This window comes from Parabacteroides sp. KHUB-03 (genome assembly GCF_056640975.1).
In genome coordinates this window covers 19,900-44,212 of sequence record NZ_CM153257.1, presented here as the reverse complement: position 1 = coordinate 44,212, position 24,313 = coordinate 19,900, and the positions used below count along the sequence as shown (strand labels likewise).

Genomic DNA, 24,313 nt, shown 5'->3' with positions numbered 1-24,313 from the left:
AAAAATAGGTTAACTGTGTAATAAAAATGATTTTTTCAATTCTATCTCATAGGCTGTTAGATTTAAAGATTAATATTCCTGTTATTTAATTATTATAGTATCTTTTACAACTTGATAAGTTATTGATGTATTAGTTTTTATCACTCTCAAAATCTCTGATAAATCTTCACTATTCCGAAAACTTCCACTAAACTTCAGTTTTTTTATCTTTTGATTCTGATAACGGAATACTACATTATAATTCCGCTCCAATAATTTTGTTATGTCTTCCAAATACATCATTTCAAATGATAATGCTCCTCCTCTCCATTGAGCAAACATTTTTTTATCATATGGTACAATTTCTATTTTATTTCTACCTTTATAATAAACTGCCACTTGATTTGGCTCCAACAGTATTTGTTGCTTCGTTAATGTCGGCTGAACTACCACTTTTCCGCTAAACAATGTTGTTATTAATTTTGCATCATCACTATATGCCAGAACATTAAATGCCGTACCAACAGCTTTTACGTCAATACCTCCACTAGTTTTTACAATAAACGGAAGTTCTTTATTTTTTGCAACTTCAAAATAAGCCTCTCCATCCAAATGAATATCCCGATTACTTTTTCCGTAATCAGGAGCATATTCTATTGTAGTACATGAATTAAGCCATACATTTGTTCCATCTGGCAATTGCAAATAACTTTTCTCACCTTTATCTGTTACCAACTTATAAGTGCCAACCATAGCCAATGGCTTTTTTTCCACAAAATAGAAAGCAGAAATCGAAAGGACAACTCCTATAAACATTGCTGCCGCATAACTCACCAATCGAAGAAACACCTTTTTTTTTGAGCCACCTGACAGTCTATTTATAGAAGAAGCCAAACGGCTCCACTCATTATTAATATCTACCTCTTCTTTTAGGCTTTCTCCAATCATATTTTTAATATATCCCTTCATCTATCAACTGTTCTTTCCTCACTTTTTAATATGACACATCTAAACAAAAGATTACTTACAAGCATAAATATTATTTTATCTAATTTTTTCTTAGGAAGACATATAATCCTTCAATTTATCTTTTAAAATTTTAAGTGCTCTATATATCTGCGTATCTACAGTTCTGACAGAGATAGTCAATTTATCAGCTATCTCTTGATTCTTTAATCCATTTATCCGGCTTAATTTAAAAATAGACTTACATTGGTCCGGCAGTTTATCTATTGTATTTTCTACTATTTTTTCGATTTCAAGTGCAGCTAAATCAGAGAAAGGAGAAGGCTCATTATTATTAAAATCATTTCTTATATTATCCGGCAGACCTTCTTCTAAAGTAGTTGTAATTCTATTCGAACGGATATAGTTCAAACATTCGTTCTGTACAGAACGAAACAGATAGGCATTCAACGAAGTATGAATGTCTATCTCGCTCCTTTTTTCCCAAAAACGGAGGAATACATTCTGTAATAAGTCTTTGGCATCCTCAGAGTCGGGCACAAATTTCCGACAATGAAAATACAGCTGGAAATAAACCGAATCAAACAAAGATTTGAATGCAGTCATATTACCATTCTTAATCTGTATGATCATTTCTTCATCAGAGACCATAAACTATTTGATTTTAAACAATTAAGCAATTAAAAATCAATCTTTCAGTTTTTCAAATAATCGTGAAGATTATACTTCACAATCCTGACATCTGGCTCTATATAAATTGATTTAATATCCTGTTTTGTGTTAAAACTATTGGCTGACGAATATAAAAATCCATATATATCTTTCAAATCATCTATCTCGCGTCTCCATTTCAAAGACATTTCCCAACTATACTTTTCTGAAATCTTTACGTGTTTGTCATACACTTTCCATAAGGAGCTATCCATTTCCTGCTTAGCAGAAAAATGAAAAGGCATATTTTGTATTAAAAAGCAAGCCGCTTTTAATTTCAAAGTATCTTGTTTGTAATGTTCCAAAACTTTCTCAAGTTTCGCACGATTATCTCCTGCAATAGACAATGCTCTTTTCAAAGGGTCATCTTGTTGCGAAATACAAGAAAATCCCATGATAAAAATACTCAACAAAAAAATAAGGTCAACCTTTATTCTCATTTTTCATATTAGATCTAATACACATTCTCTATTACGAGGCAAAGCGTACAGGTTCAGAAATCATTCCTTACCTGTACGCATAACTACCTATTAACCTATGCCTATCCACTTATAAGATCTCATCGGCAGTTTTGTTGAAATACTTGATACATTCTTTAATATCAGGAACCGAATTATCCCAGTTGTATTCATATTCAATAGAGAATACCCCTTTAAAATTCTGCTTTTTCAACTCTTTCAGCATTCCCTTTACATCCAGAATTCCTGTTCCCCAAATCACATCATGCTGTTCTTTTTCACCTTCAACTTTCGGAGCTATATCCTTAAAATGTAATGAGACTATACGACCCTTCAATTGTTTCAAGCAATCAATCTGATTCAAACCTTCTCTACGCCAGTGTCCAACATCAGAACATGATCCCAACAACTTACTACGATTTGAAATTGCATTCAACAAGTTCTCTGGCTTCCAATAATCAGAAGGTTGCGGGTGATTATGGACTGAAACTTTAATATTATACTGTTTTGCCAGTTTTTCTACTAAATCCCAATCCTTAAGAGCCGGTTCGCAAGTGATAAATTCCATATTCATCGCTTTTGCAAACTTGAACATCTTTTCCCAATCAGATGGTTTATCAGCTATATAAACTCCTGTACCAACAATCTTAATTCCCTTAGAGGCTGCCAGTTCTTTTATTTCTTTCTGAGTCTGAGTATCCAGATTAAAATCAAAAACTTTATCTCCCCATTTACCTCCTAATTTATGTCCGGGAAACACCTCAATACATTTTATACCTAGTTCATGAGTCTTATCCAAAGCTTCCACCAATGTGAATTTGTGAAATGAATAAGATTGTATACCTAAGCGCCAACCTTGTTTTTCAGCCTTTGTTTGTGCCAATGAAGGCAATGCCAACAAACAACAAACAGCGGCAATTATTATCTTAGAAATTCGTCCAATCATAATTATTTATTATTAAAAGTTTTACTTCGGCATATCAGGCAAAGAGAAGCCATTATTATACGTATGTTTTATCCATTCGTTTGCCATATCTTGTGCACTGAATTCAGCAAAACGACGATCAAAACGCGGATCACCATCAATAACCTTGAAATCATCTACCGTTACTATTTTTATCTTGTCAGTCGGAGAGATATTTGTAAATTTCATATTTTCACCATCCCACTGCAATTCGCGGTGCAAACCTTGCAGACCTGATAAGCGAACAGCCAAAACACCCATAACCACCATTTCATTAAACGGACCGGAGAACTGGAAATTTGAAGACGCTTCTGTTCTGTTTTCCGGAGATTCTTTACAAGCACGAATCCAATCTTGTTCATGGGCATTAGTTGACCAGATATTACCATTACCACCTTTTACACGTGCAATGGTCGGCTTAGGTTGATTGAAATGATCCATATCAGATACTGGTAACAATGTAGGATTCATACCGTAACAACCAGTCATAATCTTACCTTTTGTTCCAATAAAAATTATACCACCATTTTCATCACCCATCATTTGTCCGTCTTTCAGTTCTTCCGGCCGAGGAGGCATCAAACCGCCATCATACCAATAAACCTTCACTTCCGGCATTTTAACATTTCCCTTCGGAGCACGAGCCGGGAATGTATAAGTTACAATCTGTGCATGAGGAGGCGAATAAAGGTTGCTCAGTGTAGAACTACCGATAACACTTGTCGGATATTTCAAATCCAAAGCCCAGTATAACGGGTCCATAATATGGCAAGCCATATCACCCAAAGCTCCCGTACCAAAATCCCACCATCCGCGCCAGTTCCACGGTGTATAAACCGGATTATACGGACGTTTTTGAGCCGGACCGATAAATAAATCCCAATCCAATGTCTTAGGAGTCTTTACAATTTCACTCGGTTTCATTAACCCCTGTGGCCAGATAGGACGGTCAGTCCAGCAATGTACTTCTGTAACCTCGCCTATTACACCAGACTGAATCCACTCTGCAATCTGACGGCACCAGTCAAATGAGTTACCTTGATTACCCATCTGAGTAGCGACCTTATATTTCTTTGCCAATTTAGTCAGCAAACGTGACTCGTAAACAGAATGAGTAAGAGGTTTCTGTGTATAACAATGTTTTCCTAAAGTAATAGCATGTGCAGTAACGCCAGCATGTGTATGGTCTGGGGTAGCTACCATAATAGCGTCAATAGAATTACCAATTTCGTCAAACATCACACGCCAATCTTTGAAACGTTTTGCATTTGGATAATCTTTGAAAGTCTTATCTGCATACTTCCAATCTACGTCACAAAGAGCAACAATGTTTTCTGTACTCATATTTGCCAGGTTGCGGCGCCCCATACCACCTACACCTATTCCGGCAATATTCAATTTATCACTAGGAGCCGTATAACCAAACGACTTGCCAAGTACCGAACCCGGTACAATAGTCAGGCCGGCAGCAGCCATAACACCCGACTTGAGGAAATTTCTTCTGGATATGTTTTTCATAACTATTAAATTATAAAGTAATATTTTATATTATAAAGTTTTTAAATGCAGATTACGCCAAAGTACTTTTATACCACCTCCATCATGAATTTGTAAGGCTATACGTCCTTGCCCTGCACCAATTTTTTCATCGCGGATATTAACCATTTCTTCACCATTCAACCAAGTTTGAACATTATCACCTTGCACTTTAATGCGCATTGTATTCCAATCGCCACATTTTAAAATATCTTCTTTCTCATCAGGAATCTGAATCAACCAACCACGACCATACGACTCATAAATGCCTCCTGTATCTTGCCCTTTCGGAGCAACCTCGACCTGCCATCCATTAACCTTTACATCAGGTTCTACAAAAGAACGGATAAAGATACCTGAGTTACCATCTGCTTCTTGTTTGAATTCGACAGTCAAATCAAAATCATCATAATATTCGCGTGTTGCCAAATAGCCATATTGCTTATCAGGACCACTCGCACAAATAAGCAATCCATCTTTTACATACCATAATTCCGTTCCATACTTATCCCAACCTGCCAGATCCACTCCGTTAAAAAGATCTACTTCTTTCGATTTCCGGGGAAGTTCTTTAACCTTAATATTACGGAACCATGCCGGATATCCATGATCTTGCAAACAAAATACTCCTTTGCGGGCTAAACCATATTCCGGAGCATTTGCCCACTTCCCACTATTTTTACGGGAGAACCAGTCATCTGTCCAGGCGTCAAACTCAATCGTTTTTTCACCATTCATGAAATAAGTTACATGCCCATTATCAAATACGATTTTTGAAGTATTCCATTCTCCGGCAGGCTTTACCTTTATTTTAGAGAAATCAGGAAGGTACATTGCATAATCAACGCCACAACGTTGCCATTCTTCCAAAGGCTCTGTAATATTCGCATCATCTAATAATTGATATTCAGGTCCGGTTACATACGGTACGGCAAACTGAGGACGTTCAACTACATGGTACAACATTCCGCTATTTCCTCCCTTCGAAATTTTCCAGTCCCAAGAAAGTTCAAAATTTTCATATTGTTTATCGGTAACAATATATCCGCTGGCATCACTTCCTCTGCCATCGGCTCGTATAGCTCCATCTACAACTTCCCATGGACCGGTAAGTGCAGTACCATTATAATCTCTCCATCCGTCCAGCGTCTTTCCATCGAAAAGGAGTTCCCATCCGTCCGCTTTTTCCTGTTCTGTCAATATATTTTGCCCAGCATCCATACATGATAGTAGCAAAAAGCCTAAAGCTATTGTACATACAAGTAAAAATCCATTTGTGCGTGTTCTGTCAATTTCCATCTGAGTCTTTTTAAATTGTTCACGATTTAGGTACTAACTTCATCATTCTATTAAGATAGACACGCTTATTAAAAATATTACGTACGGCCTATTTTGTTTTTTAATTATTTTAACCAGACACAGCGGTTGCAACAAAGATATTAAATAATTAAATATTAGAATCATTTTTAACAGAAAAATCAAATAAGCCTAATTATTACCCTCAGCCTATAAAAAGCCCGGAAGGTCGACGTACTGTCTTCCTTCCGGGCCTGCCATTATAATTAACCCAAACTACTTTTTATTTTTGAGCATCCCACCATATACGGGTTGTAGTTTTATCACCACCTATACGGGCAACAGCTTCATTGTAATTTGCTTCGTTTACTATCTGTTCTCTTGCCGGATAAATAATACGGCGTAAAGAACCTCTCCAACCCATTGCGCCTTTCTCAATAACATAACCGGCTTCGGGCATAGCAAACGGATCCAATGTAGGCAAACTTAAACGACGATAATCATTCCATGCTTCCCAACCATTATCCGGGAAACCTGATAAATATTTCTGCGTAATAATTTTTGCCAATTGGGTATTATTTTCTCCCTTAGTATCATTAAAGGGGACAGTCGTTCCATATAAATTAGGCATGGTAGACTGCATATAATTAGCAATTACATCATCCGCAATCTCCACTTCTTTCATAGAAGCTTTGATTCCTTCCTCATAAAAGCTCTGAGCAGAACCCCCCATGTCCCAGCCACGAACGGCACCTTCAGCACGCAGGAAGCATACTTCAGAATAATACATCAGTGTTTGGTCGCGGTCCATATTTACAGTAAACGGTACATCCGTTTCTTTGGTACTACCCACGAAATAAACACCCACGCGGGAATTATTCTTATTTACATTGTTTGGTTCCAAACTGACAGCCTGTGTATAACCGGCAGGAACACCTCTCCAACGTCCGCGATACTCTTCGCCCGCTCCGTTATACTGGTTGGTTACGTTAAAATAAATAGGGCCGCGCGGATCGCAATATTCAGGTACTTCTTTATAGGTATCTTTCTTCGGGAAAGGAATACCCCCTAAGTTTGTAAGAAGTTTCTGCATAGAATAACTCATGGTCATACGTCCGCCATTAAACAAATGGGACACGGCATTATAATAACCGTAATCGAATTTGTAATAAGAATTCTTACGGACAATCTTCACATCCTCATTGATACCTGATAACAGGCCGCCATCAGCTTTTACAGCAGCTTCAGCTTCCTGCTTTGCTTTGGCAGCATCTACCTCAGTCATACGCATAGCCAAACGAAGGCGCATGCTGTTTGCAAATGATTTCCAACGGGCTACATTACCCTGGAATATCAAATCACCCGAGCCAAGATTATCGCCGTCCGGATTAAGAGCAGCCGAAGCTTCAGCCAGTTCTTTCACCATATCATAATAGATATCTTTTTGTGTATCATACGGGGCTGCTTCGCCTGAATCATCACAAGCCTTTGAATACGGGATATCACCGAACAGATCCGTAGCACGAGCAAATGTCCAGACTTTCCAGATACGAGCAACCTGCACCAGATTATTATGTGCCGGATTATCTTTACAGATACGAATCACTTCATTCATGTTGGCAATCCATCCCCAATGAGCATCCCAATACTGCTGTGTCCAGTCATTATTAGGAACACATACGTTGGATGAATATTTATCATTAGAGAAATATTGGGCATAAGTATCTACATATAGATTGTGAATACGCTGGTATAAGTCTACATTATAAACGCTCCTGATAAACACTGGAGAAAGCAGATAAACCGGATCAATCTTTTCCGGGGTCGGAGCATTTGGATTTTCATTGATGCTGTCGAAACCTTCACAAGAAGTCAAAGCAGAAGTTCCTGCCATTACAAGCATCAGTAAATAAGATTTTATTTTAGTCTTCATATTGATAATTCTTAATAAAGTCTGACATCATTAGAAAGATACGTTCAGATTAAAACCGAAACTACGCATAGAAGGGAATGAAGCATATTCTATACCACTTGCATTACCGGTACTATAGGAAGATTCAGGATCATATCCCGGAACATTATTTTTAATCAACCATAAGTTACGTCCTACAAAACTTATTTTCAGATTTGTAAACGGAGTCTTCGCCAACATACGTTTTGGAAAAACATATCCCAAAGTCAATTCACGTAAACGCAAGTTAGTTCCGTCATAAAGGAACTCTTCTCCTGAGCGTGATACGCGTGACCAATATTCCTGCGGATTTACAGCTTTCGTATTTACCTGTCCGTCTTCAGTAACGCCATCCACAACAATACCGCCTGTTCCGGCATACCATTCGTCACGTCCGGCCAATGACATTTCTGTTGTACCATACACAGCACCACGAGATAACGAATTCATATAGATATCACCACCTACACGTAAATCAAGCATAAAGCTGAATGTAATATTTTTGTAAGTAAATGTATTATTCATACTTCCTGTCCACTTCGGTAAATAGTTACCAACCGGATTTTCAGTGTCCATATTGGCTTCCAGTACAGGAAGTCCTTCACTATCTACAATTTTACGTCCCTGATCGTCACGTTTGTAACGATAACCAATAATATCACCATAGCTACCTCCTTCGCGAGCAACAACCTTCACAAAGCTTGTTGAACCTAATTCATAAACAGACAATTCAGGATGTAATTCCTTAATTTTATTTTTATTCTTTGAATAGTTAACTATTACGTTCCATTCAAAATCTTTGGTTCTTACAGGAGTTCCTGTCAAAACAAACTCAATACCCTTGTTCTGAATATTACCGGCATTGATCAAACGAGACGTCTTACCAGTTGTAGAAGAAATAGGTAATGTCAAAATTTGATTGGTTGCATCTTTCTTATACCAGGTAAAGTCTAATCCAACACGATTGTTCAGGAACCGAATATCGAAACCTGCTTCTGTAGATTTAATCGTTTCCGGTTTCAATGTAGACAATGGAATAGTTCCGTTTACTTCTGAGCCTTTAATGCCATCCGCAACATCAAAAATACCATAAGTCGCAGCCAAGCGATACGGATCTGTATCATTACCTACTTCCGCATACGAACCTCTCAGTTTTGCAAACGACAGCCATTCCGGAACATTTACATCATAAGAACGTAACATATCAGAAACAACCCAGCCTAAACCAACTGACGGGTAGAAGAAAGAACGATTTGCACGAGGTAGTGTTGAAGACCAGTCATTACGGCCTGTTACATCCAAGAACACCCAATTGCCATAGCTTAACTGAACAAATCCATAAATAGAGTTTACAGCTTTCTTGCTTAACCAATGGGTTGCCGTCTGCAACTCTCCGTTACTAATAGCAAAGAAATCCGGAATAGCCAAACGGCCGGAATTTTCACTGAATGACTCGTTTTGGGTAAACATCATATTTCCTCCCACACTTACACTACCAGAGAACTTAGATCCCCACCAGTTATCTTGTGTTGCTGTAATCAAAGCATCCGTATTACGTTCGCGGAAATTTGAAGTACCTATATTATAATTACCATGGCCTTTATAATCTTTTGAATAAGGAGTAGCAGCAACCGTTTTACTTTCACTTCCAGACCAATACATATCTTCACCATGACGCAACTTGATAGTTAACCAATCGGTTGGCTGATACTGCAAAGCAATAAAGCCGATAAAACGGTCACGATGATTATTATTTTCGTTGTTCGGAGTAAAATACGGATTTAATACGTAATTGATTTCCTTTGAAGTCCACTGCTTAACAGAGCCATCCGGATTAAACGGATCCTGCATATCCGAATAATGCACACTTCTCGGCATCATCAGATAGTTATTCATCACAGAGGTAGGATCACCAGCAACAGCAGGAGTATTCCACATTTTCTGCTTTACATAATTTACTTTTGTATCCAACGATAGTTTTTTACTCAAGTTTAATGTATTACGGAAATTAATAATATATTTATCCTGATAGTTACTTGGCACAGCACCATCCATACGTTGATATGATACTGTTCCTAAAAAAGTAGCCTTTTCTGTAGCTGCAGATGCTTCTAAAGTATTAGTAGTGGTAACCCCTGTTCCCAGATAGTCCATAATATCATTATCATATGGAGAATATGGACGAGACTGGCCAGTCCAGTCTGTTACACTGCTGCCATCCATTTTCGGTCCCCAGCTATAATTGCCATCCGGATCATATACATTGTTTGTACCTTGTCCGTACACATTCTGCATCTTTGGCTTTACCAATGGACGCTCCATCATTACATTCGAATTTAATGTAATACCTAAACCTTTCGGTTGAGTACCACCCTTTTTCGTTGTAATCATCAATACACCATTACCAGCACGTGTACCATAAAGTGCAGCAGCGGCAGCACCTTTCAACACGGAAATTGATTCAATATCGTCAGGATTTATATCCGACAAACCGTTTCCTGAATCTGAAACACCCCACTCACCGCCGGTTGTTACACCTCCGTTAAAGTTATTAATAGGCACACCATCTACTACAACCAACGGTTCGTTATTTCCGCCCAAAGAGTTATTACCACGAATAACAATACGGCTGGATCCCATACCGCCATTACCACTCTGGCTAACCTGTACACCGGCAATTTTACCACTCAAGCTATTCATTACGTTGCTTTCACGAGCTTCTGTCAATGATTCGCCTTTCAGTTCCTGAACTGAATAACCTAATGCTTTTGTAGCACGCTTCAAACCTAAAGCAGTAACAACCACTTCATCCAGATTCTCTGTTTCCGGTTCCATTGTTATATTAATAACATTACGACCGTTTAATGCTATTTCCTGTGTCTTGTAACCAATATAAGAAATTACCAACGTAGCATTCTGAGAAGGAACTTTCATAGCAAAATGTCCGTCCAAATCAGTAATCATACCTGTTGTGGTTCCTTTTACAACGACATTAGCACCAATAATAGGTTCGCCGGTATTATCTTTTATAACGCCCGATACTTCTTTTGCCTGCTGGGTTGAAGAGGTTACAGCGGAAGCTTCCTTCCGGGAAATTATGACCTGGCGGTTGTCAATTTTATAAGTGACATCTGTTCCTTTGAAAAGATTATCAAGAATTGCAGTTACCGGTTGTTCCTGCATATTTACATTCACTAATTTGCGGGAATCGAATGTATTATCAAGATAAACAAAAATAAACTCACTATTTTTTTCAATATAACTGAATACATCTTTAATAGTTTTGTTATTCAGTTGTACAGTCAACGTTGTTGACTGTGCATACGTATTCGCAGCGAATACGTCAGTCGTACCCAAACTAGCTATCAAGCAAAGCATACATACCGATTTGGGAATCTTAGGAAGTCTTCCTCTAAATAAAAAATGATTTTTCATACGTTTGTGTTGATTTCTTTAAACAATAATTAGCAAAAAGTTAACCCAAATGCGACCGGATAATACTCAAACACTAAAATATCCGGTTTAACGATTTTACTCTACACCATAAGCATCCTGTTTTTTATAAGTTCATATATTTTTCCTTTTGATTTATTTCCTCAATTTTACCGTTATGGCATTATCCGTATTAGCGAAAGTCAGTGGGGCAGCCGTAGTAACAATACTCATTACATCTTCTACATTATCACGCAAGTCTAGTTTTCCACTGATTGTCATTTTACCCAAATCGGCATCCCAGGCTATCTCTTTGCCATAATAGCGAGATAACCTGGTTAGCACTTTACTTAGTGGTTCGTGTTTGAATATCATCATATTTTGTGTCCAACAAATATATTCGGATGCATCAACTTTACGGGTGCTGACTCCCGTTGGCTGCATACTGAACAATTCATCCGGAGACAATGTTACTTTTTCATTCTTTTTTGTCTCAACTTCTACCTTTCCATTAACCAGAACAACGGAAGATTCCATATCTTCATTATAAGCACATACGTTGAATGTAGTACCCAAGACACGAACATCCATATTATCTGTTTTTACATAAAAAGGACGCGATTCATCATGTTTTACTTCCAGATATATTTCGCCGTCCACATATATTTCACGTTTATCTTTAGCAAAAACAGCCGGATAAACAACACGTGTTCCGGAGTTAACATAAATACGCGTACCATCAGCAAATGTTACATTCGTTCTCCTCCCTTTAGGGACAATAATCTGGTTATATACGGGGACTACTGTTTTTTCTTTTTTCTTCGCAATCGTTTGATCGATCTTTTCCGAATTTACGACAATGCTACCATCCGGATTGTATTTTACATTTGTATTATCTTCTACATTCAACTTTTGATCATTTGCTGTAACCAACATAATTTCCAGTGAAGAATTTTCAAGAACTGGCAACTTTGTCACGACCTGTGCCAAAGTTGGACTTTGAGGTTTTTCAGAAGAAAATCTAGAAAACATTCCCCCAATAACAAGCAAAACACAAGCGGCAGCCGAAGTAAAATACAATATACGTCTTTGCAGATTACGGCGCTCATAAACGTTTATACGCTGGCTTATCGCGTTCCACGACTCAATCTCGTCTTTGTCAAACGCTTTTGTTTCATAGCGTTTAAATAAGGGAACAATCCGGTTAACAAGGTTTCTGAATTGTTGTTTTTTATTTTGTCTACCTTTAGGCATACTTCTATTATCTTTTCTTATATAAGGAAAACGGGATTTTAACAAATCAGTACTCAATTCACAAGAAAAGTTTTATAAAAAATCACGAGAAGTATTTATCAGACCGTCAATTTCGTTCAATTCCCCTCCATATAATATTGTCGCAACTTTACTAAAGTACGTGATATAAGATTTTTTGCCGACTGATAATTAATTCCCAGAAAATCACCTATTTCATTATAATCCAGTTCACGGATAAAACGTAAATAAACAATCTCCCGCTGCCGGGCAGATAATTTTTCTATTGCTATTTGTAATTTTTTTCTTTGGAGTAAATCATCATCACTTTCCTGGAAATGAGTTAAAAAAAAATCTTCAACGGCAAAGTCGAAGGGCAAATCATCAATCGTCATTTTATCCACATGAACAGACATTTCATCATACAAACGGTTGCGCAATGCACGGATAAGGTAAGAGTTTATGTGTGGTGTTGAAGAAAGATTTTTACGAGTTATATACAGCTTGACAAACATATCTTGCACACAATCCCTTACCAGTTCATAATCAGGCAATAATTTCATGCCATAAGCCAGCAAGGGTTTATAATACAAGCTATAGATATATTCCATAGCCTTCTTATCTCCCGATAAAAAGCAATTCCATAGCTCTATATCCGCTAAATCAGAATAAAGCGTCATCTCTCCCTGTCTCTATCTTCTCTTTTAAGGCCGTTTTTGTATGGCAAGCCAATTAGAATAATCAGTATATAACTTTTCAGCACGTGGTTGACCGATCGAAGCAATAGAACCCGGCTTACTCATTAAGCCGCAATATTGATAAATTAAAACATTCTCCACAAATGGAGAAATATCCGCCAACTGGGCATGAATCCTTTCAAAAGAAGATGGAATAAGCGGACTATTATAAACATCTCCCTCAAAATCGAATACTTCAAGGTCTGCCCACAAACGTGCCCGACCAGCTTTGGCGTGTGCATGATAAAGGGCTTCATAATACTTACCAGCCGTTCCGGCCTTTGCTTTCCGCACTCCAACCTCATCCTGATAAGCCACAATGTCAACATCCAGCCGTTCCAACTGCCGTACGTATTGATCATCTAATCGAATAGATTTAGTTCCATAAGGGGCAATAAGCGTTGTCGTATGAGGAAGCAAATCATGGGCCATACGCGAACAATCATTTACATAGGTAATCGTCGTTTCGTCAATGGTACGGAATAACCCCGATTCATTCGGGAAATACCAACCGTAAAAACTCTTATGATGTCCATATTTTTCTGCAACTTCTTCCATTCCTTTGGCACGAAGAATTGCAACTTCCTTATTGGTCATCATTTTATTTACATCCCGGTAATCCGCCCAAAAATCATTACTTATAAAAAATTTAACATTACATTCGTCAGCCGCACTCAATACGGCTTCCAGCGGGTCCGGACAAGCCAGATCATACATTGGTTGTAATTTGGAAGGATATAAGGTCTTCCCGTTATCTGCTACCGAAAGCAGCACCAGGTATTCCATTCCCAACCCACTGATATCTTTTATCAAAGTCTTCCACTGGTCTGCTGTAAAAGAAGCAAACTGCGGATTCCAATAAGTCCCTTCTATTTCGGAATGATGCTTAAACTCGAACCAGGATCCCATAATAGGCTTTATATCCAAATTGCGTTTGTACTCAAAAGCCTGTAATTTACCAGCCATGCACGCAGAAGCAAGAGCCAGTCCGCTTGTATATATAAATTTTCGTCTATCCATCTTGATTCTTATTTTATATCCATTACCGAAATACCCAAACTTGTTCCCACATACAATTTATTGCCATGTTGTTGCAATACCTGAATTTTATTATCCGGCAGATTACTATTTTCAACCGTATATCTTTTCCATTGTGTACCGTCAAACATATCCAGCCCTCTCCAGGTTCCAACCCAAAGCCGCCCTTTGCTATCCTCAAGAAGTGAAATCACAACATTATCCGACAGCGGAGAATTAGATGTATCATATACTTTTTCCACAACACCTTTCTTATTGAATAAAGCAACGCCTTTGCATGTACCAGCCCAAACACGATCATTCTTGCCGGTAGCTAGGGCGTATACAATATAATCAGGCAACCGGCTATTGTTTACAGTATAACAAGACCACTGACTGCCATCATAAGAAGATAATCCCTGATAAGTGCCAATCCATATTTTATTATTAGAATCACATGCAACGGATAAAATCGAATTATCCGCCAAATTACAATTCTTCGTTGTAAAGTTTGTCCAGTTATCCTGATCCCCCATCATTAATCCATCTCGCCACATTCCTGCCCAGATGCGCCCTTTGGCATCTTCAAACAAAACATTAGCCGATGTCGGTATTCCTTTCACCTTCTCAAAAACCTGCGTTTCTTTATCAGCGCGATATACTCCTTTTCCCCAACCTGACATCCATAGATTATCTGTTTTGTCTACGATAAACGATTCCAGATAAGTATCTTCATCCGAAAGAAGTTTCCATCCTTCCGGCACTTGTTTATAAATTCCGGCATAAGTTGCCACAAACATATTGCCTGCCTTATCAAAAGATATGGAACGGACATCATTTTTAGGCGAATTGTATTCAACAACTTGCAAAGAGGTGAATTGAGCTTGTAAATGACACACAAACAGACAAAAAGAAAGGATTACGAATAGCTTTTTCATGGATAATTACTCTCTAAATAAATTCTGTATTCTGCAAATATACAGAATAATTCCAATCGACAAAATAAAAAAGCTCCCCGACAACATTCATTATCGGGGAGCTTTTTAAATTACTTCTGTTGTCTCACGAGGATTCGAACCTCGACAGACAGAACCAAAAACTGTAGTGCTACCATTACACCATGAGACAATCCGGCGCTTTATCTAAAGCGATGCAAAGGTAACAATAAAATTTTATTCTGCAAGTCTTTTAATAAATTTCTTACTATAGAACTTTATTCATATAGTACGTTTCTGACTGGATTTCATATCAATCATTTTCCGTAACCAACAGATTTCTTTCTTCCTCTAAGTCCTTTATCAGCTTATCCAGGTCCACAACTTGCTGGTTGAGATACACTGTTATATTGTGAATTTGATTTTTACTTTGCGACATAAAAGCAACAAAGTCCATCAGTTCCGTAGTAAGATTTATTACTCTGGTACGGCGGGTAGATTCGTTAACATGTTGCAGATATTGCATAAAACCACCGTACAAAATCGGGATATATTTCTCCCACGGAAGTACGGAACCGCCATCTGTAAAGCTATAGACGAAAAAATCCTACAACCAAACAGGATTGGGGCCACTGCCTCGTCAAACCTATTTAATACTACAAATATACTATTATTATTCAGATAGCTTCTACGTACAAAGAAAAGAGGAACATTAATATTCCACACAGAGATACGGAACCGTTATATTATATAATAGTTGAAAACAAATGGTTCGTAATTCTACAGAAATAAAAAACGTGGCGAATAAATTTCTTCGCCACGTTTCATCATATATTTAAATAATATTTACTTCGCAATGAGTAAATAATAATTCTTCTTACCTCTTTGTACCAGCAGATACTTATCATCAAGCAATGATCCGCAATCTATTACAGTATCTGCTTCAGTAAGTTTTTCTTTATTCAAACTCACTCCTCCACTTTGAACCAATTTACGCATTTCTCCTTTTGACGGAAAAACAGAAGCTTTTTCGGTAAACAAGTCCGCAGCCTTGATTCCGGCAGAAAGTTCAACACGGGATATTTCAAATTGAGGAACGCCATTAAATACATCCAACAACGTATCTTCATCCAGTTTCTTTAAAGTCTCAGATGTGGAGTTTCCGAACAAAATATTAGAAGCCTCTACAGCCGCTTCATAATCTTCTAAAGAGTGAACCATAACAGTCACCTCTTTTGCCAGACGTTTTTGTAACGGACGTAAATGAGGAGCTGCTGCCTGCTCTGCTTCTAAAGATGAAATCTCTTCTTTATCCAGAGCCGTAAATATCTTGATATATTTTGCGGCATCGTCATCACTTACATTCAGCCAGAACTGATAAAATTTGTAAGGAGAGGTATAACGACGGTCCAGCCAAACATTTCCGGATTCAGTTTTACCAAACTTGCCTCCGTCGGCTTTCGTAATAAGCGGACATGTTAAGGCAAAAGCCTCACCGCCCAATTTACGACGGATCAATTCCGTTCCTGTTGTGATATTCCCCCACTGGTCAGAGCCTCCCATCTGCAAACGGCAACCTTCATGTTCATATAAAAACAGATAGTCGTATCCTTGCAACAACTGGTAAGAAAATTCCGTAAACGACATACCGACATTCGAATCCGAACTCAAACGTTTCTTTACAGAATCTTTTGCCATCATATAATTAACAGTAAGATGCTTACCGATATCGCGAATAAAATTAAGGAAAGAATAATCCTTCATCCAGTCGTAATTATTTACCAACTTGGCCGCGTTGGGAGCATCAGAGTCGAAATCAAGAAATTTAGCCAACTGCGCTTTGATTGCATTCTGGTTATGGCGAAGCGTTGCTTCATCCAGCAAATTGCGCTCGGCCGACTTCATAGAAGGGTCGCCAATCATACCTGTCGCACCTCCGACCAAAGCGATAGGACGATGCCCAGCACGTTGAAAATGCTTCAGCATCATCACACTTACAAGGTGGCCAATATGTAATGAATCTGCAGTCGGGTCGATACCAACATAAGCGGAAGTCATCTCTTTTTGTAATTGCTCTTCTGTTCCGGGCATCATATCATGAATCATGCCCCTCCATTTTAATTCTTCTACAAAATTCATCGTATTAAATTATATCGTATTAATTATTATACTGTTTTATATTTGAATGAGGGCAAAGGTAAGATTTTTTAATTGAGAATAGGCAACTGACTATTGATAATTATTTGATTAAGCCTAAACGGGCAACGTTTTCCGCCACCTGCTCAACAAGTCGGGACTCTTCAATAAATAAGGCTTCCGCAATTTTCTTATAGACAATACGTACATCCACTGGCTTATCGTCCGTCTCTACAAACAGACGTCCAGGCCAGGCCATTCGCACAGCTTGCAGATTAAAATATTCACCAAACGAAAGATAAAAGCCCTGACGAATCAATTGAGTGGCTAAAATATCATTCCCCCGGAATCCATGAATGATCCACGGCACCCGAGGTTTTATTTTGTTTTTTGCCGCCTCTATTTCCTGCCATGCTTTCACACAATGGATAATCATCGGTTTACAATGTTCTTCAGCCAAATCGGCTTGGGCAAGAAAAACATCCTGTTGTAAAAAAACTGATGCTTGTGCCAGTTTATCAAAGCCAGCCTCTCCCAACAACACAACCTCCGGTAAGGAAAGATATTTATGCAACTCATCCAATTGCCTTTCCACATCATCAATATACCGGGGATGGATTCCACACGAAAAATAGTTCCTTTCGGAAGGAATCCCGGTTTCTTTCGGAAGAAACTCAAATTTATTCCGAAAGGAATCGATATTGACTATTGCAATGTCGTTCGGACGGACAGATGGCTGATGTGTATGTATATCGAAGTATTGCATTTTACGGAACAGGATCGTATCCGCTTCCTCCCCACGGATGGCAACGGAGTATTCGTTTAATCGCCAAATATAAACCTTTTACCGGTCCGTGCTTCTTCAGTGCCTGTACAGCATATTCCGAACAAGTAGGAGTAAACCTGCACGAAGCCGGTGTCATCGGGGAGATACAATATTTATAAAAATAAACCGGCAACAAAAGAAGGACTGTAAAGAAGCGTTTCATTTTATTTATCCCGAAGGATAGCCAATGCTTTATTCATTGCCTTTTCCATATCGGTAAACGGGCGGATTTCTTTATCTAAATAAAGAAAGGCAATCAACATATTTTTATTTTTTTCGGAAAGTGGTTCTATCAAATCATATTTGCGAACTCTATAAGCTTCCCGTACCTGACGTTTTATTAAATTACGTTTTACAGCACGTTTGAATCTTTTTTTGGGGACACTCACCATTATTGAAACAGGAACAGGCATTTCCTCTTCTGTGGGCAAATAGACAACTCGCAATGGAAACGCTACAAACGACTGCCCTTGGGCAAATAATAAATCAATGTAGCGTTTCCATGACAAGCGTTCTTCTTTTGAAAGGGTATTCTTTTTGTTAGTAATCATCCTTTCTTTTTATCACCTAGCTCTTTTTTCAGGAATAATTCCAATGCTGCTGTCATAGAAGGGGCTTCTGGAGTAGGCGCTTCCACATCCAGACGAAGTCCGGCTTCTTTTACAGCCTTTGCTGTTGTAGGGCCAAAGCAACCAATCCTGATATCATCTTGCTTGAAATTCGGAAAATTCTTCAATAAAGAAGAGATTCCGGAAGGGCTGAAAAACACCAGCATATCGTAATCGAATTTTTCATCTTTTGAAAAATCATTACTTACCGTACGATACATGATTGCCTTTGTATAGTTAATCTTCTTAACTTCCAGCATAGAAAATAAATCTTCCTTATGGACATCTGATACGGGAATCAGATATTTTTCCTTTGCATGTTTAGCAATAACAGTAACCAAATCTTCCGGCTTGCCTTGTCCATAAAATATTTTACGCTTTCTATAAACAATATATTTTTGAAGATAAACTGCAATTGCTTCAGTCATACAAAAATATTTCATCGTTTCCGGAATAGTAACTCTCAGTTCTTCACACAAGTGAAAAAAATGATCTATTGCCGTACGGGCTGTAAAAATAACAGCACTGTAATCTAAAATTGAAATTCTTTGCTGTCTGAATTCTTTCGAACTTAAAGGTTCAACCTTGATAAAAGGGCGGAAATCTATTTCCACACCATACTTCTCTGCAATATCGAAATACGGTGATTTCTCTGATGCAGGCTTCGGTTGTGACACCAGCACTTTTTTAATATTCAATGCCATAATAGAGTACTCGTCTCGATAAAATTATACAAATAAAATATACCTTTGTACAAGAATATTAAAGGTAAAATTTCTTGGCCACAAAGGTACAAACTTATATACAATAAACCAGAATTTTTCTTGTGAAATATCCGTATTGTCTTATAAATTATTACAAAACGACATAATATATAGAAAATTGCAAACAAGATTACAGGAACAAAAATATGGGTTCCCACAAAGACCAACCACAAAACCGGAATATACAGCAAAACTCCCCATGCTCCCATAACAGCATTGTAATTTGTCTTCCACAGCTTATAACGTACCGGATCGGCAAACACGCTGCCAAACAAAAAATAAAGAAATTGCTTAAACTGGTAAAACAAAAAAAGAATTATAAAAATAACACCGATAGAAAGCAATACCGTACTTTCTTTCAAATGGTTAATATACCCATAAACTCTTGCTATAGCAAAAAGTGAAACGCTGGTAAGAAATAAGGTCTGAAACAATATAAAATTACGAAAAAACCATTCGCTACCTACCGGTTTTTCAAAAAGGCTTTGTCGTTCTTTCAAAAAAACAATATCTTTCAGCATTTTTATAAATAGACGGAAATTGGAATGGAAAACGATGGAAAACGCTATGAATAGCAGAAGAAGCATGGAAAATATCACATCATCCACCAACTGTCCGTCCCATAAACGTATACCAACATATCCTTCGAATACTCCCATCTATTTCAAAATTACGGTGCAAACTTACATAAAATCTTTATGAAATAAAGTGGAATACAATCCTACCATTCAATAAATTTGCCACGCATACGGCGCTTTTCCAATTCTTCCTGCAAATGGCATTGACGATCTTTAGCAATATAGCGACGGGCAAAAATATTGGGTACGGCCACGCCAAGCGAAATACAAAGAATGATAAGTGCAGAATTAATACCATTAAAAAAAGCGTTGGTCACTTCGCCTACAACTCCATGTAAATTAATGAATGCCAATAAAGAACGGTACATCAATACTCCCGGAATCATTGGAATCACCGAAGGGATAGTCAATACATGATTAGGCACATGAAACCAATGGACAGCCTTTACCGCAATAAGGCTAACCACAAAACTACCCATAAATGAGCCGATTACAGGACCATATCCCAATTCAAAATTTACAAAATTGCGTGTACATACGGCAATGATGCCTCCTACTGCCACCACCCATAACAAACGCCTTTGTATATTGAATATCATAGAAAATCCCATGGCCGAAATAGCTGCCGCAATTGCATAAATATAATACGGGTCGTGAGGGACCATACTTAATTCACTGAATTTATGATCTATTGCAACATCATTCATTACCAATACACGCATTGCAAAAGCAATACCGAAAGTCATTGCCATCACCATCATAGCTGTATTTGCAGCACGTGTGATGCCTACCAGCAAATGATTATCTATCATATCATCCACAAAATTAATCAAAGGAACTCCCGGCACAATAAACAAGGCACAAGCTAATAACGGATGATAAGGTGTATCGGACAATCCGGAATAAGAAGAAGCATAAGCCAGGCAAGTAGAAACAAAGGCTGCAATAGCGATACTCATGTAAACATTAATACCAAATTCTATACAACGCGCACGTATTCGGAATCCGATAAAAGCACATATAGAGGCAAAAAGAAAAGCAATCCAGTCGCAACCAAATAATTTACAAAAGCCTCCACATGCAAAACCTGCGCCGATAGCTACCAGATAGGGTGTGTAATTCCGGGGTTGACAGGCTATTTTTTCCAATTCTTCTTCATATTTATCCAAAGAATAATCATGTTCTATTGCATGCCACGATAACTTACTAACCTGTGAAATCGTAGTCATATTAATACCATGTTTTTCACATTTCTGGAATTTGGAAAATGAATGCCTGTCATCACTCACATTTACAATAATCATCGTCCACCGGATATCCAAATGCAATTTTTCTTCAGGAATACCCATAAAAGCAGCTACACGCTTCATATTCCGTTCAACACGGTTTGTGTCGGCTGCACTTTCCATAAGTAATTTTCCAGTACGAAGCAAAAGATCTAGTTTACGCCGTAATAAAAATACTTCCTGGTCATTCAAAGAATCACTTTCCATCTTCATCTATATCTTATCTTAATCTTACAAAGACTTATCATCATGTTTTTTTGAAAAATTCTATAATCTTTTTGCATTTGCGTCCTAATCCACGAAGATATAAACCTTTCCGGCCAGACGGCCAGCAGTAAAAGGTCTTTCCTAATAAAAACAAGGCATCAATTCGGAAGCAAATATAGGAATTTTTCGGAAGCCGATTACAAAGAGGAAAACATAAGAACCTATTTTTTATATCGAAACCAAAAACAAATCATCCCGATGATTTAAAAAAATGACCGGGATGATTTGCAAAAAAGATCGGGATGAAATTATAAAGCTTCTTTTATTATTTCTCCTACGGTAGGATGAGGGAATACGATAGACTTCAATTCTTCGGCCTTCATACCTTTTTCAATAGCTATACCGGCAATCACAATCAACTCGGAAGCCGGATTACCTAATAAATGGGCACCAACTATCGTTTCATCTTCCAGAAGCACTAATTTGCAAACACCATTACCCATTTCATTTTCTGCTACAAAACGGCCGGAAAATGACATTGGAATCTTTTTTATTATATAAGATATACCTTCCGACCGCACTTCTTCTTCGGTCTTACCTACACCTGCAATCTCAGGATTAGTATAAACAACACCAGGTATGGCCTTGTAACTCATGCCTTCCCCAGCCTTCCCCAAGATATGTTTAATTGCAACTTCTGCTTCGCTCACTGCCGTATGAGCCAACAAAGAAAATGCCGTAATATCGCCACACGCATATACATTCGGTAAAGAAGTCTGCATATATTGGTTTACTTTAATACCATTACGGAACGGCTCAACGTCTAATGTTTCCAGCCCGAAACCTTTTGTCACCGGACGACGCCCCACACTTAGTAATACTTTATCGCCATGTAATGTAAAAGTTTCGCCATCTTTTTCAACAGAAACTTCCGTACCATGTACACCTGTTACTTTATGACTCAAATAGAATTTAATGCCACGTTTTGCATATTCGGCCTGTAGCATTTCAGACAACTCCCGATCCATCGGACCAAGTATTTTATCCAACATTTCAACTACGTGCACTTCCGTACCCATACTGTTGAAGAAAGAAGCAAACTCCATACCGATAACTCCACCTCCTATAATGACCAATGAAGCAGGAAGTTCTTTGGATAACAACGCCTCACGACTTGTCCAGTACTCTGTTTCAGACAACCCGGGAATAGGAGGAATAACCGTTTCAGAACCCGTGCATATTAACAGATTAGTTGCTTCAAAAGTATCTTCGCCGCAAAGAATAGTAATCGTTCCATCAGTTGCACGACCTTTTATTTCAGCTTCACCTGCAACCATAACAACTCCATGCCCGGTCATCTTCATACGAATACCGGCTGTCAGTTTCTTAACTACTTTATTTTTGCGGGCAATTATTTTCGGAAAGTCAAAAGAAGGATTTTCAGCAGATACGGCATACTTGGAAGCATGTTTGATCGTATCATACATTTTAGCCGAATAAAGGAGTGTTTTTGTAGGAACACATCCTTCATTCAAACAAACACCTCCCAGTGCGTTCTTTTCGAAAAGAACGGTAGAAAGACCCGCTGCAGCCGCTTCTCCGGCAGCCGTATAACCGGCAGGACCTCCACCGATTATGGCAACATCGTATTTCATGTTTTCAGATTTAATTAAGTTTTATATTAGGATTAACTTTCAGCAATGCAAATGATTTATATCACAGGCTCCTTGATCTGTATATCAGGATTATGTTTGCGAAGTAATTTTAGAAATTCTTTTTTATTAGTTGGAGAAACCAGCATCCATTGGAAACCGTTTTTATAAATAATAAGGCGGTCAAGAGAAAGAGCATAACTGGAAACCGGCATCACAGTTGTCTCTACGGCTGTTATATCCGAAACAGCAATACGTTTTTCGGGAAAAATGCTGCAATGTACTACCAGTTGTCCGTCTTCCGTTATTTTATACCACGTATTAAGCAACATGTGTATTAATAACATACAAGTTAACAATCCGACAATCATACCGGCAACATTCGTACTCAGAAACGCCCTGATGCAAACGGCTATTATAATTAACAGTCCCAAATGAAACCACCAACCAACTTTTGATTTAAATACTCTATCCATCTTTCCTCAAATTTGGCGCAAGATAACGAAAAAGATTCATATAAAGCCTATAAATAAACAGGCTGGCAAATACAACTTATATTTTACTTCAGCTTCCCAATGGCCTATTGAATAGCGAATACCAACTGAGGGTAATAAGGAATAAGCATTTTTATTGACAGAAGATTCCCAATACGCTTTAGTTTGAAAATCAGAAGGCAATTTGTCAGTTGAATTTGCACTTCCAGATACCTTATTCTTAAAATGGGTATATTTAAAACCGATACCTATAAAGCCGGAAAGATGAGAATAAATAGGTATATTATAGTCATATCCGGCGCCTACGCCATATACATTCTTTCTTTCCCAATTGTGTTTGATATATTCTTCTCCAGATGAATCTTTATGTTTCCTGGATATCTGAAACGGAACATTCAAGTATAGTTTAATATAAAATGTCAGCAAACCTTCCATATTTTCAGCTCTTCAGTTTCAATATCCCAGTAACACTTTTACGGCCATACGATTTGAAAGGCTATACGAAAATACGCTGTCACTTTTCAGCAAC

23 protein-coding genes are annotated in these 24,313 nt (G+C 38.0%); all 23 read right to left on the bottom strand.

Translation table 11 applies throughout. The features are described 5' to 3' along the window. Positions 1 to 81: 81 nt before the first annotated feature. On the bottom strand, positions 82 to 948 hold the full coding sequence (locus tag ACYIB7_RS00200; protein ID WP_103982825.1) for a FecR family protein: 867 nt from the start codon (positions 946 to 948) through the stop codon (positions 82 to 84). A gap of 90 nt (positions 949 to 1,038) precedes the next feature. Continuing rightward, on the bottom strand, positions 1,039 to 1,596 hold the full coding sequence (locus ACYIB7_RS00195; protein WP_480337716.1) for an RNA polymerase sigma-70 factor: 558 nt from the start codon (positions 1,594 to 1,596) through the stop codon (positions 1,039 to 1,041). A 44-nt stretch (positions 1,597 to 1,640) separates the two neighbouring features. Next, the gene (locus ACYIB7_RS00190) at positions 1,641 to 2,096 is read right to left on the bottom strand and encodes a hypothetical protein (RefSeq protein ID WP_103982827.1); all 456 of its coding nucleotides are present in this window, start codon (positions 2,094 to 2,096) and stop codon (positions 1,641 to 1,643) included. A 109-nt stretch (positions 2,097 to 2,205) separates the two neighbouring features. After that, the gene (locus ACYIB7_RS00185) at positions 2,206 to 3,060 is read right to left on the bottom strand and encodes a sugar phosphate isomerase/epimerase family protein (protein ID WP_103982828.1); all 855 of its coding nucleotides are present in this window, start codon (positions 3,058 to 3,060) and stop codon (positions 2,206 to 2,208) included. Between the two features lie 21 nt (positions 3,061 to 3,081). Then, the gene (locus tag ACYIB7_RS00180) at positions 3,082 to 4,596 is read right to left on the bottom strand and encodes a Gfo/Idh/MocA family oxidoreductase (RefSeq protein ID WP_103982829.1); all 1,515 of its coding nucleotides are present in this window, start codon (positions 4,594 to 4,596) and stop codon (positions 3,082 to 3,084) included. Between the two features lie 30 nt (positions 4,597 to 4,626). Further along, positions 4,627 to 5,913, bottom strand: a complete 1,287-nt coding sequence (locus tag ACYIB7_RS00175) for a 3-keto-disaccharide hydrolase (protein ID WP_480337713.1) — start codon at positions 5,911 to 5,913, stop codon at positions 4,627 to 4,629. A gap of 280 nt (positions 5,914 to 6,193) precedes the next feature. Continuing rightward, a complete protein-coding gene (locus ACYIB7_RS00170) occupies positions 6,194 to 7,843 on the bottom strand; it encodes a SusD/RagB family nutrient-binding outer membrane lipoprotein (protein ID WP_103982831.1) in 1,650 nt (549 codons plus the stop codon). Positions 7,844 to 7,873: 30 nt separating this feature from the next. Further along, complete coding sequence (locus tag ACYIB7_RS00165) at positions 7,874 to 11,296, bottom strand: SusC/RagA family TonB-linked outer membrane protein (RefSeq protein ID WP_103982832.1); 3,423 nt, start codon at positions 11,294 to 11,296, stop codon at positions 7,874 to 7,876. 153 nt (positions 11,297 to 11,449) lie between these two features. Next, on the bottom strand, positions 11,450 to 12,547 hold the full coding sequence (locus ACYIB7_RS00160) for a FecR family protein (protein ID WP_480337711.1): 1,098 nt from the start codon (positions 12,545 to 12,547) through the stop codon (positions 11,450 to 11,452). A 116-nt stretch (positions 12,548 to 12,663) separates the two neighbouring features. Further along, on the bottom strand, positions 12,664 to 13,224 hold the full coding sequence (locus ACYIB7_RS00155; protein WP_103982834.1) for an RNA polymerase sigma factor: 561 nt from the start codon (positions 13,222 to 13,224) through the stop codon (positions 12,664 to 12,666). Between the two features lie 24 nt (positions 13,225 to 13,248). Continuing rightward, the gene (locus tag ACYIB7_RS00150; RefSeq protein ID WP_103982835.1) at positions 13,249 to 14,301 is read right to left on the bottom strand and encodes a DUF4434 domain-containing protein; all 1,053 of its coding nucleotides are present in this window, start codon (positions 14,299 to 14,301) and stop codon (positions 13,249 to 13,251) included. A gap of 8 nt (positions 14,302 to 14,309) precedes the next feature. Then, positions 14,310 to 15,236 carry a ligand-binding sensor domain-containing protein gene (locus ACYIB7_RS00145; RefSeq protein WP_103982836.1) on the bottom strand — a complete coding sequence of 309 codons (927 nt, stop codon included), beginning with the start codon at positions 15,234 to 15,236 and terminating at the stop codon, positions 14,310 to 14,312. A gap of 310 nt (positions 15,237 to 15,546) precedes the next feature. Next, entirely contained in the window at positions 15,547 to 15,759 is a 213-nt protein-coding gene (locus tag ACYIB7_RS00140; protein ID WP_103982837.1) for a hypothetical protein, read from the bottom strand. Positions 15,760 to 16,079: 320 nt separating this feature from the next. After that, a complete protein-coding gene (tyrS, locus tag ACYIB7_RS00135) occupies positions 16,080 to 17,372 on the bottom strand; it encodes a tyrosine--tRNA ligase (RefSeq protein ID WP_099464813.1) in 1,293 nt (430 codons plus the stop codon). A gap of 100 nt (positions 17,373 to 17,472) precedes the next feature. Beyond that, the gene (locus ACYIB7_RS00130) at positions 17,473 to 18,135 is read right to left on the bottom strand and encodes a TatD family hydrolase (protein ID WP_480337710.1); all 663 of its coding nucleotides are present in this window, start codon (positions 18,133 to 18,135) and stop codon (positions 17,473 to 17,475) included. A 1-nt stretch (position 18,136) separates the two neighbouring features. Beyond that, positions 18,137 to 18,358, bottom strand: coding sequence for a membrane protein insertion efficiency factor YidD (gene yidD / locus ACYIB7_RS00125; RefSeq protein ID WP_103982839.1), 222 nt, complete (start codon positions 18,356 to 18,358; stop codon positions 18,137 to 18,139). A gap of 1 nt (position 18,359) precedes the next feature. Next, complete coding sequence (gene rnpA / locus ACYIB7_RS00120) at positions 18,360 to 18,743, bottom strand: ribonuclease P protein component (protein WP_099464891.1); 384 nt, start codon at positions 18,741 to 18,743, stop codon at positions 18,360 to 18,362. Beyond that, positions 18,743 to 19,501: a uroporphyrinogen-III synthase gene (locus tag ACYIB7_RS00115; RefSeq protein ID WP_199163421.1), complete on the bottom strand. Its 759-nt coding sequence runs from the start codon at positions 19,499 to 19,501 to the stop codon at positions 18,743 to 18,745. The genes rnpA and ACYIB7_RS00115 overlap by 1 nt, the downstream gene beginning before the upstream one ends. After that, on the bottom strand, positions 19,498 to 20,154 hold the full coding sequence (locus tag ACYIB7_RS00110) for a DUF4271 domain-containing protein (RefSeq protein WP_233202163.1): 657 nt from the start codon (positions 20,152 to 20,154) through the stop codon (positions 19,498 to 19,500). Before ACYIB7_RS00110 ends, ACYIB7_RS00115 begins: the two co-directional genes overlap by 4 nt. Positions 20,155 to 20,288: 134 nt before the next feature. Further along, on the bottom strand, positions 20,289 to 21,638 hold the full coding sequence (locus ACYIB7_RS00105; protein WP_480338488.1) for a threonine/serine exporter family protein: 1,350 nt from the start codon (positions 21,636 to 21,638) through the stop codon (positions 20,289 to 20,291). 308 nt (positions 21,639 to 21,946) lie between these two features. Continuing rightward, a complete protein-coding gene (lpdA, locus tag ACYIB7_RS00100) occupies positions 21,947 to 23,293 on the bottom strand; it encodes a dihydrolipoyl dehydrogenase (protein ID WP_480337709.1) in 1,347 nt (448 codons plus the stop codon). Positions 23,294 to 23,349: 56 nt separating this feature from the next. After that, positions 23,350 to 23,766 (bottom strand): PH domain-containing protein, encoded by a 417-nt coding sequence (locus ACYIB7_RS00095; RefSeq protein WP_103982842.1) that lies wholly within the window; start codon positions 23,764 to 23,766, stop codon positions 23,350 to 23,352. Between the two features lie 36 nt (positions 23,767 to 23,802). Beyond that, complete coding sequence (locus tag ACYIB7_RS00090; RefSeq protein ID WP_103982843.1) at positions 23,803 to 24,219, bottom strand: hypothetical protein; 417 nt, start codon at positions 24,217 to 24,219, stop codon at positions 23,803 to 23,805. Between the last annotated feature and the right edge of the window lie 94 nt (positions 24,220 to 24,313).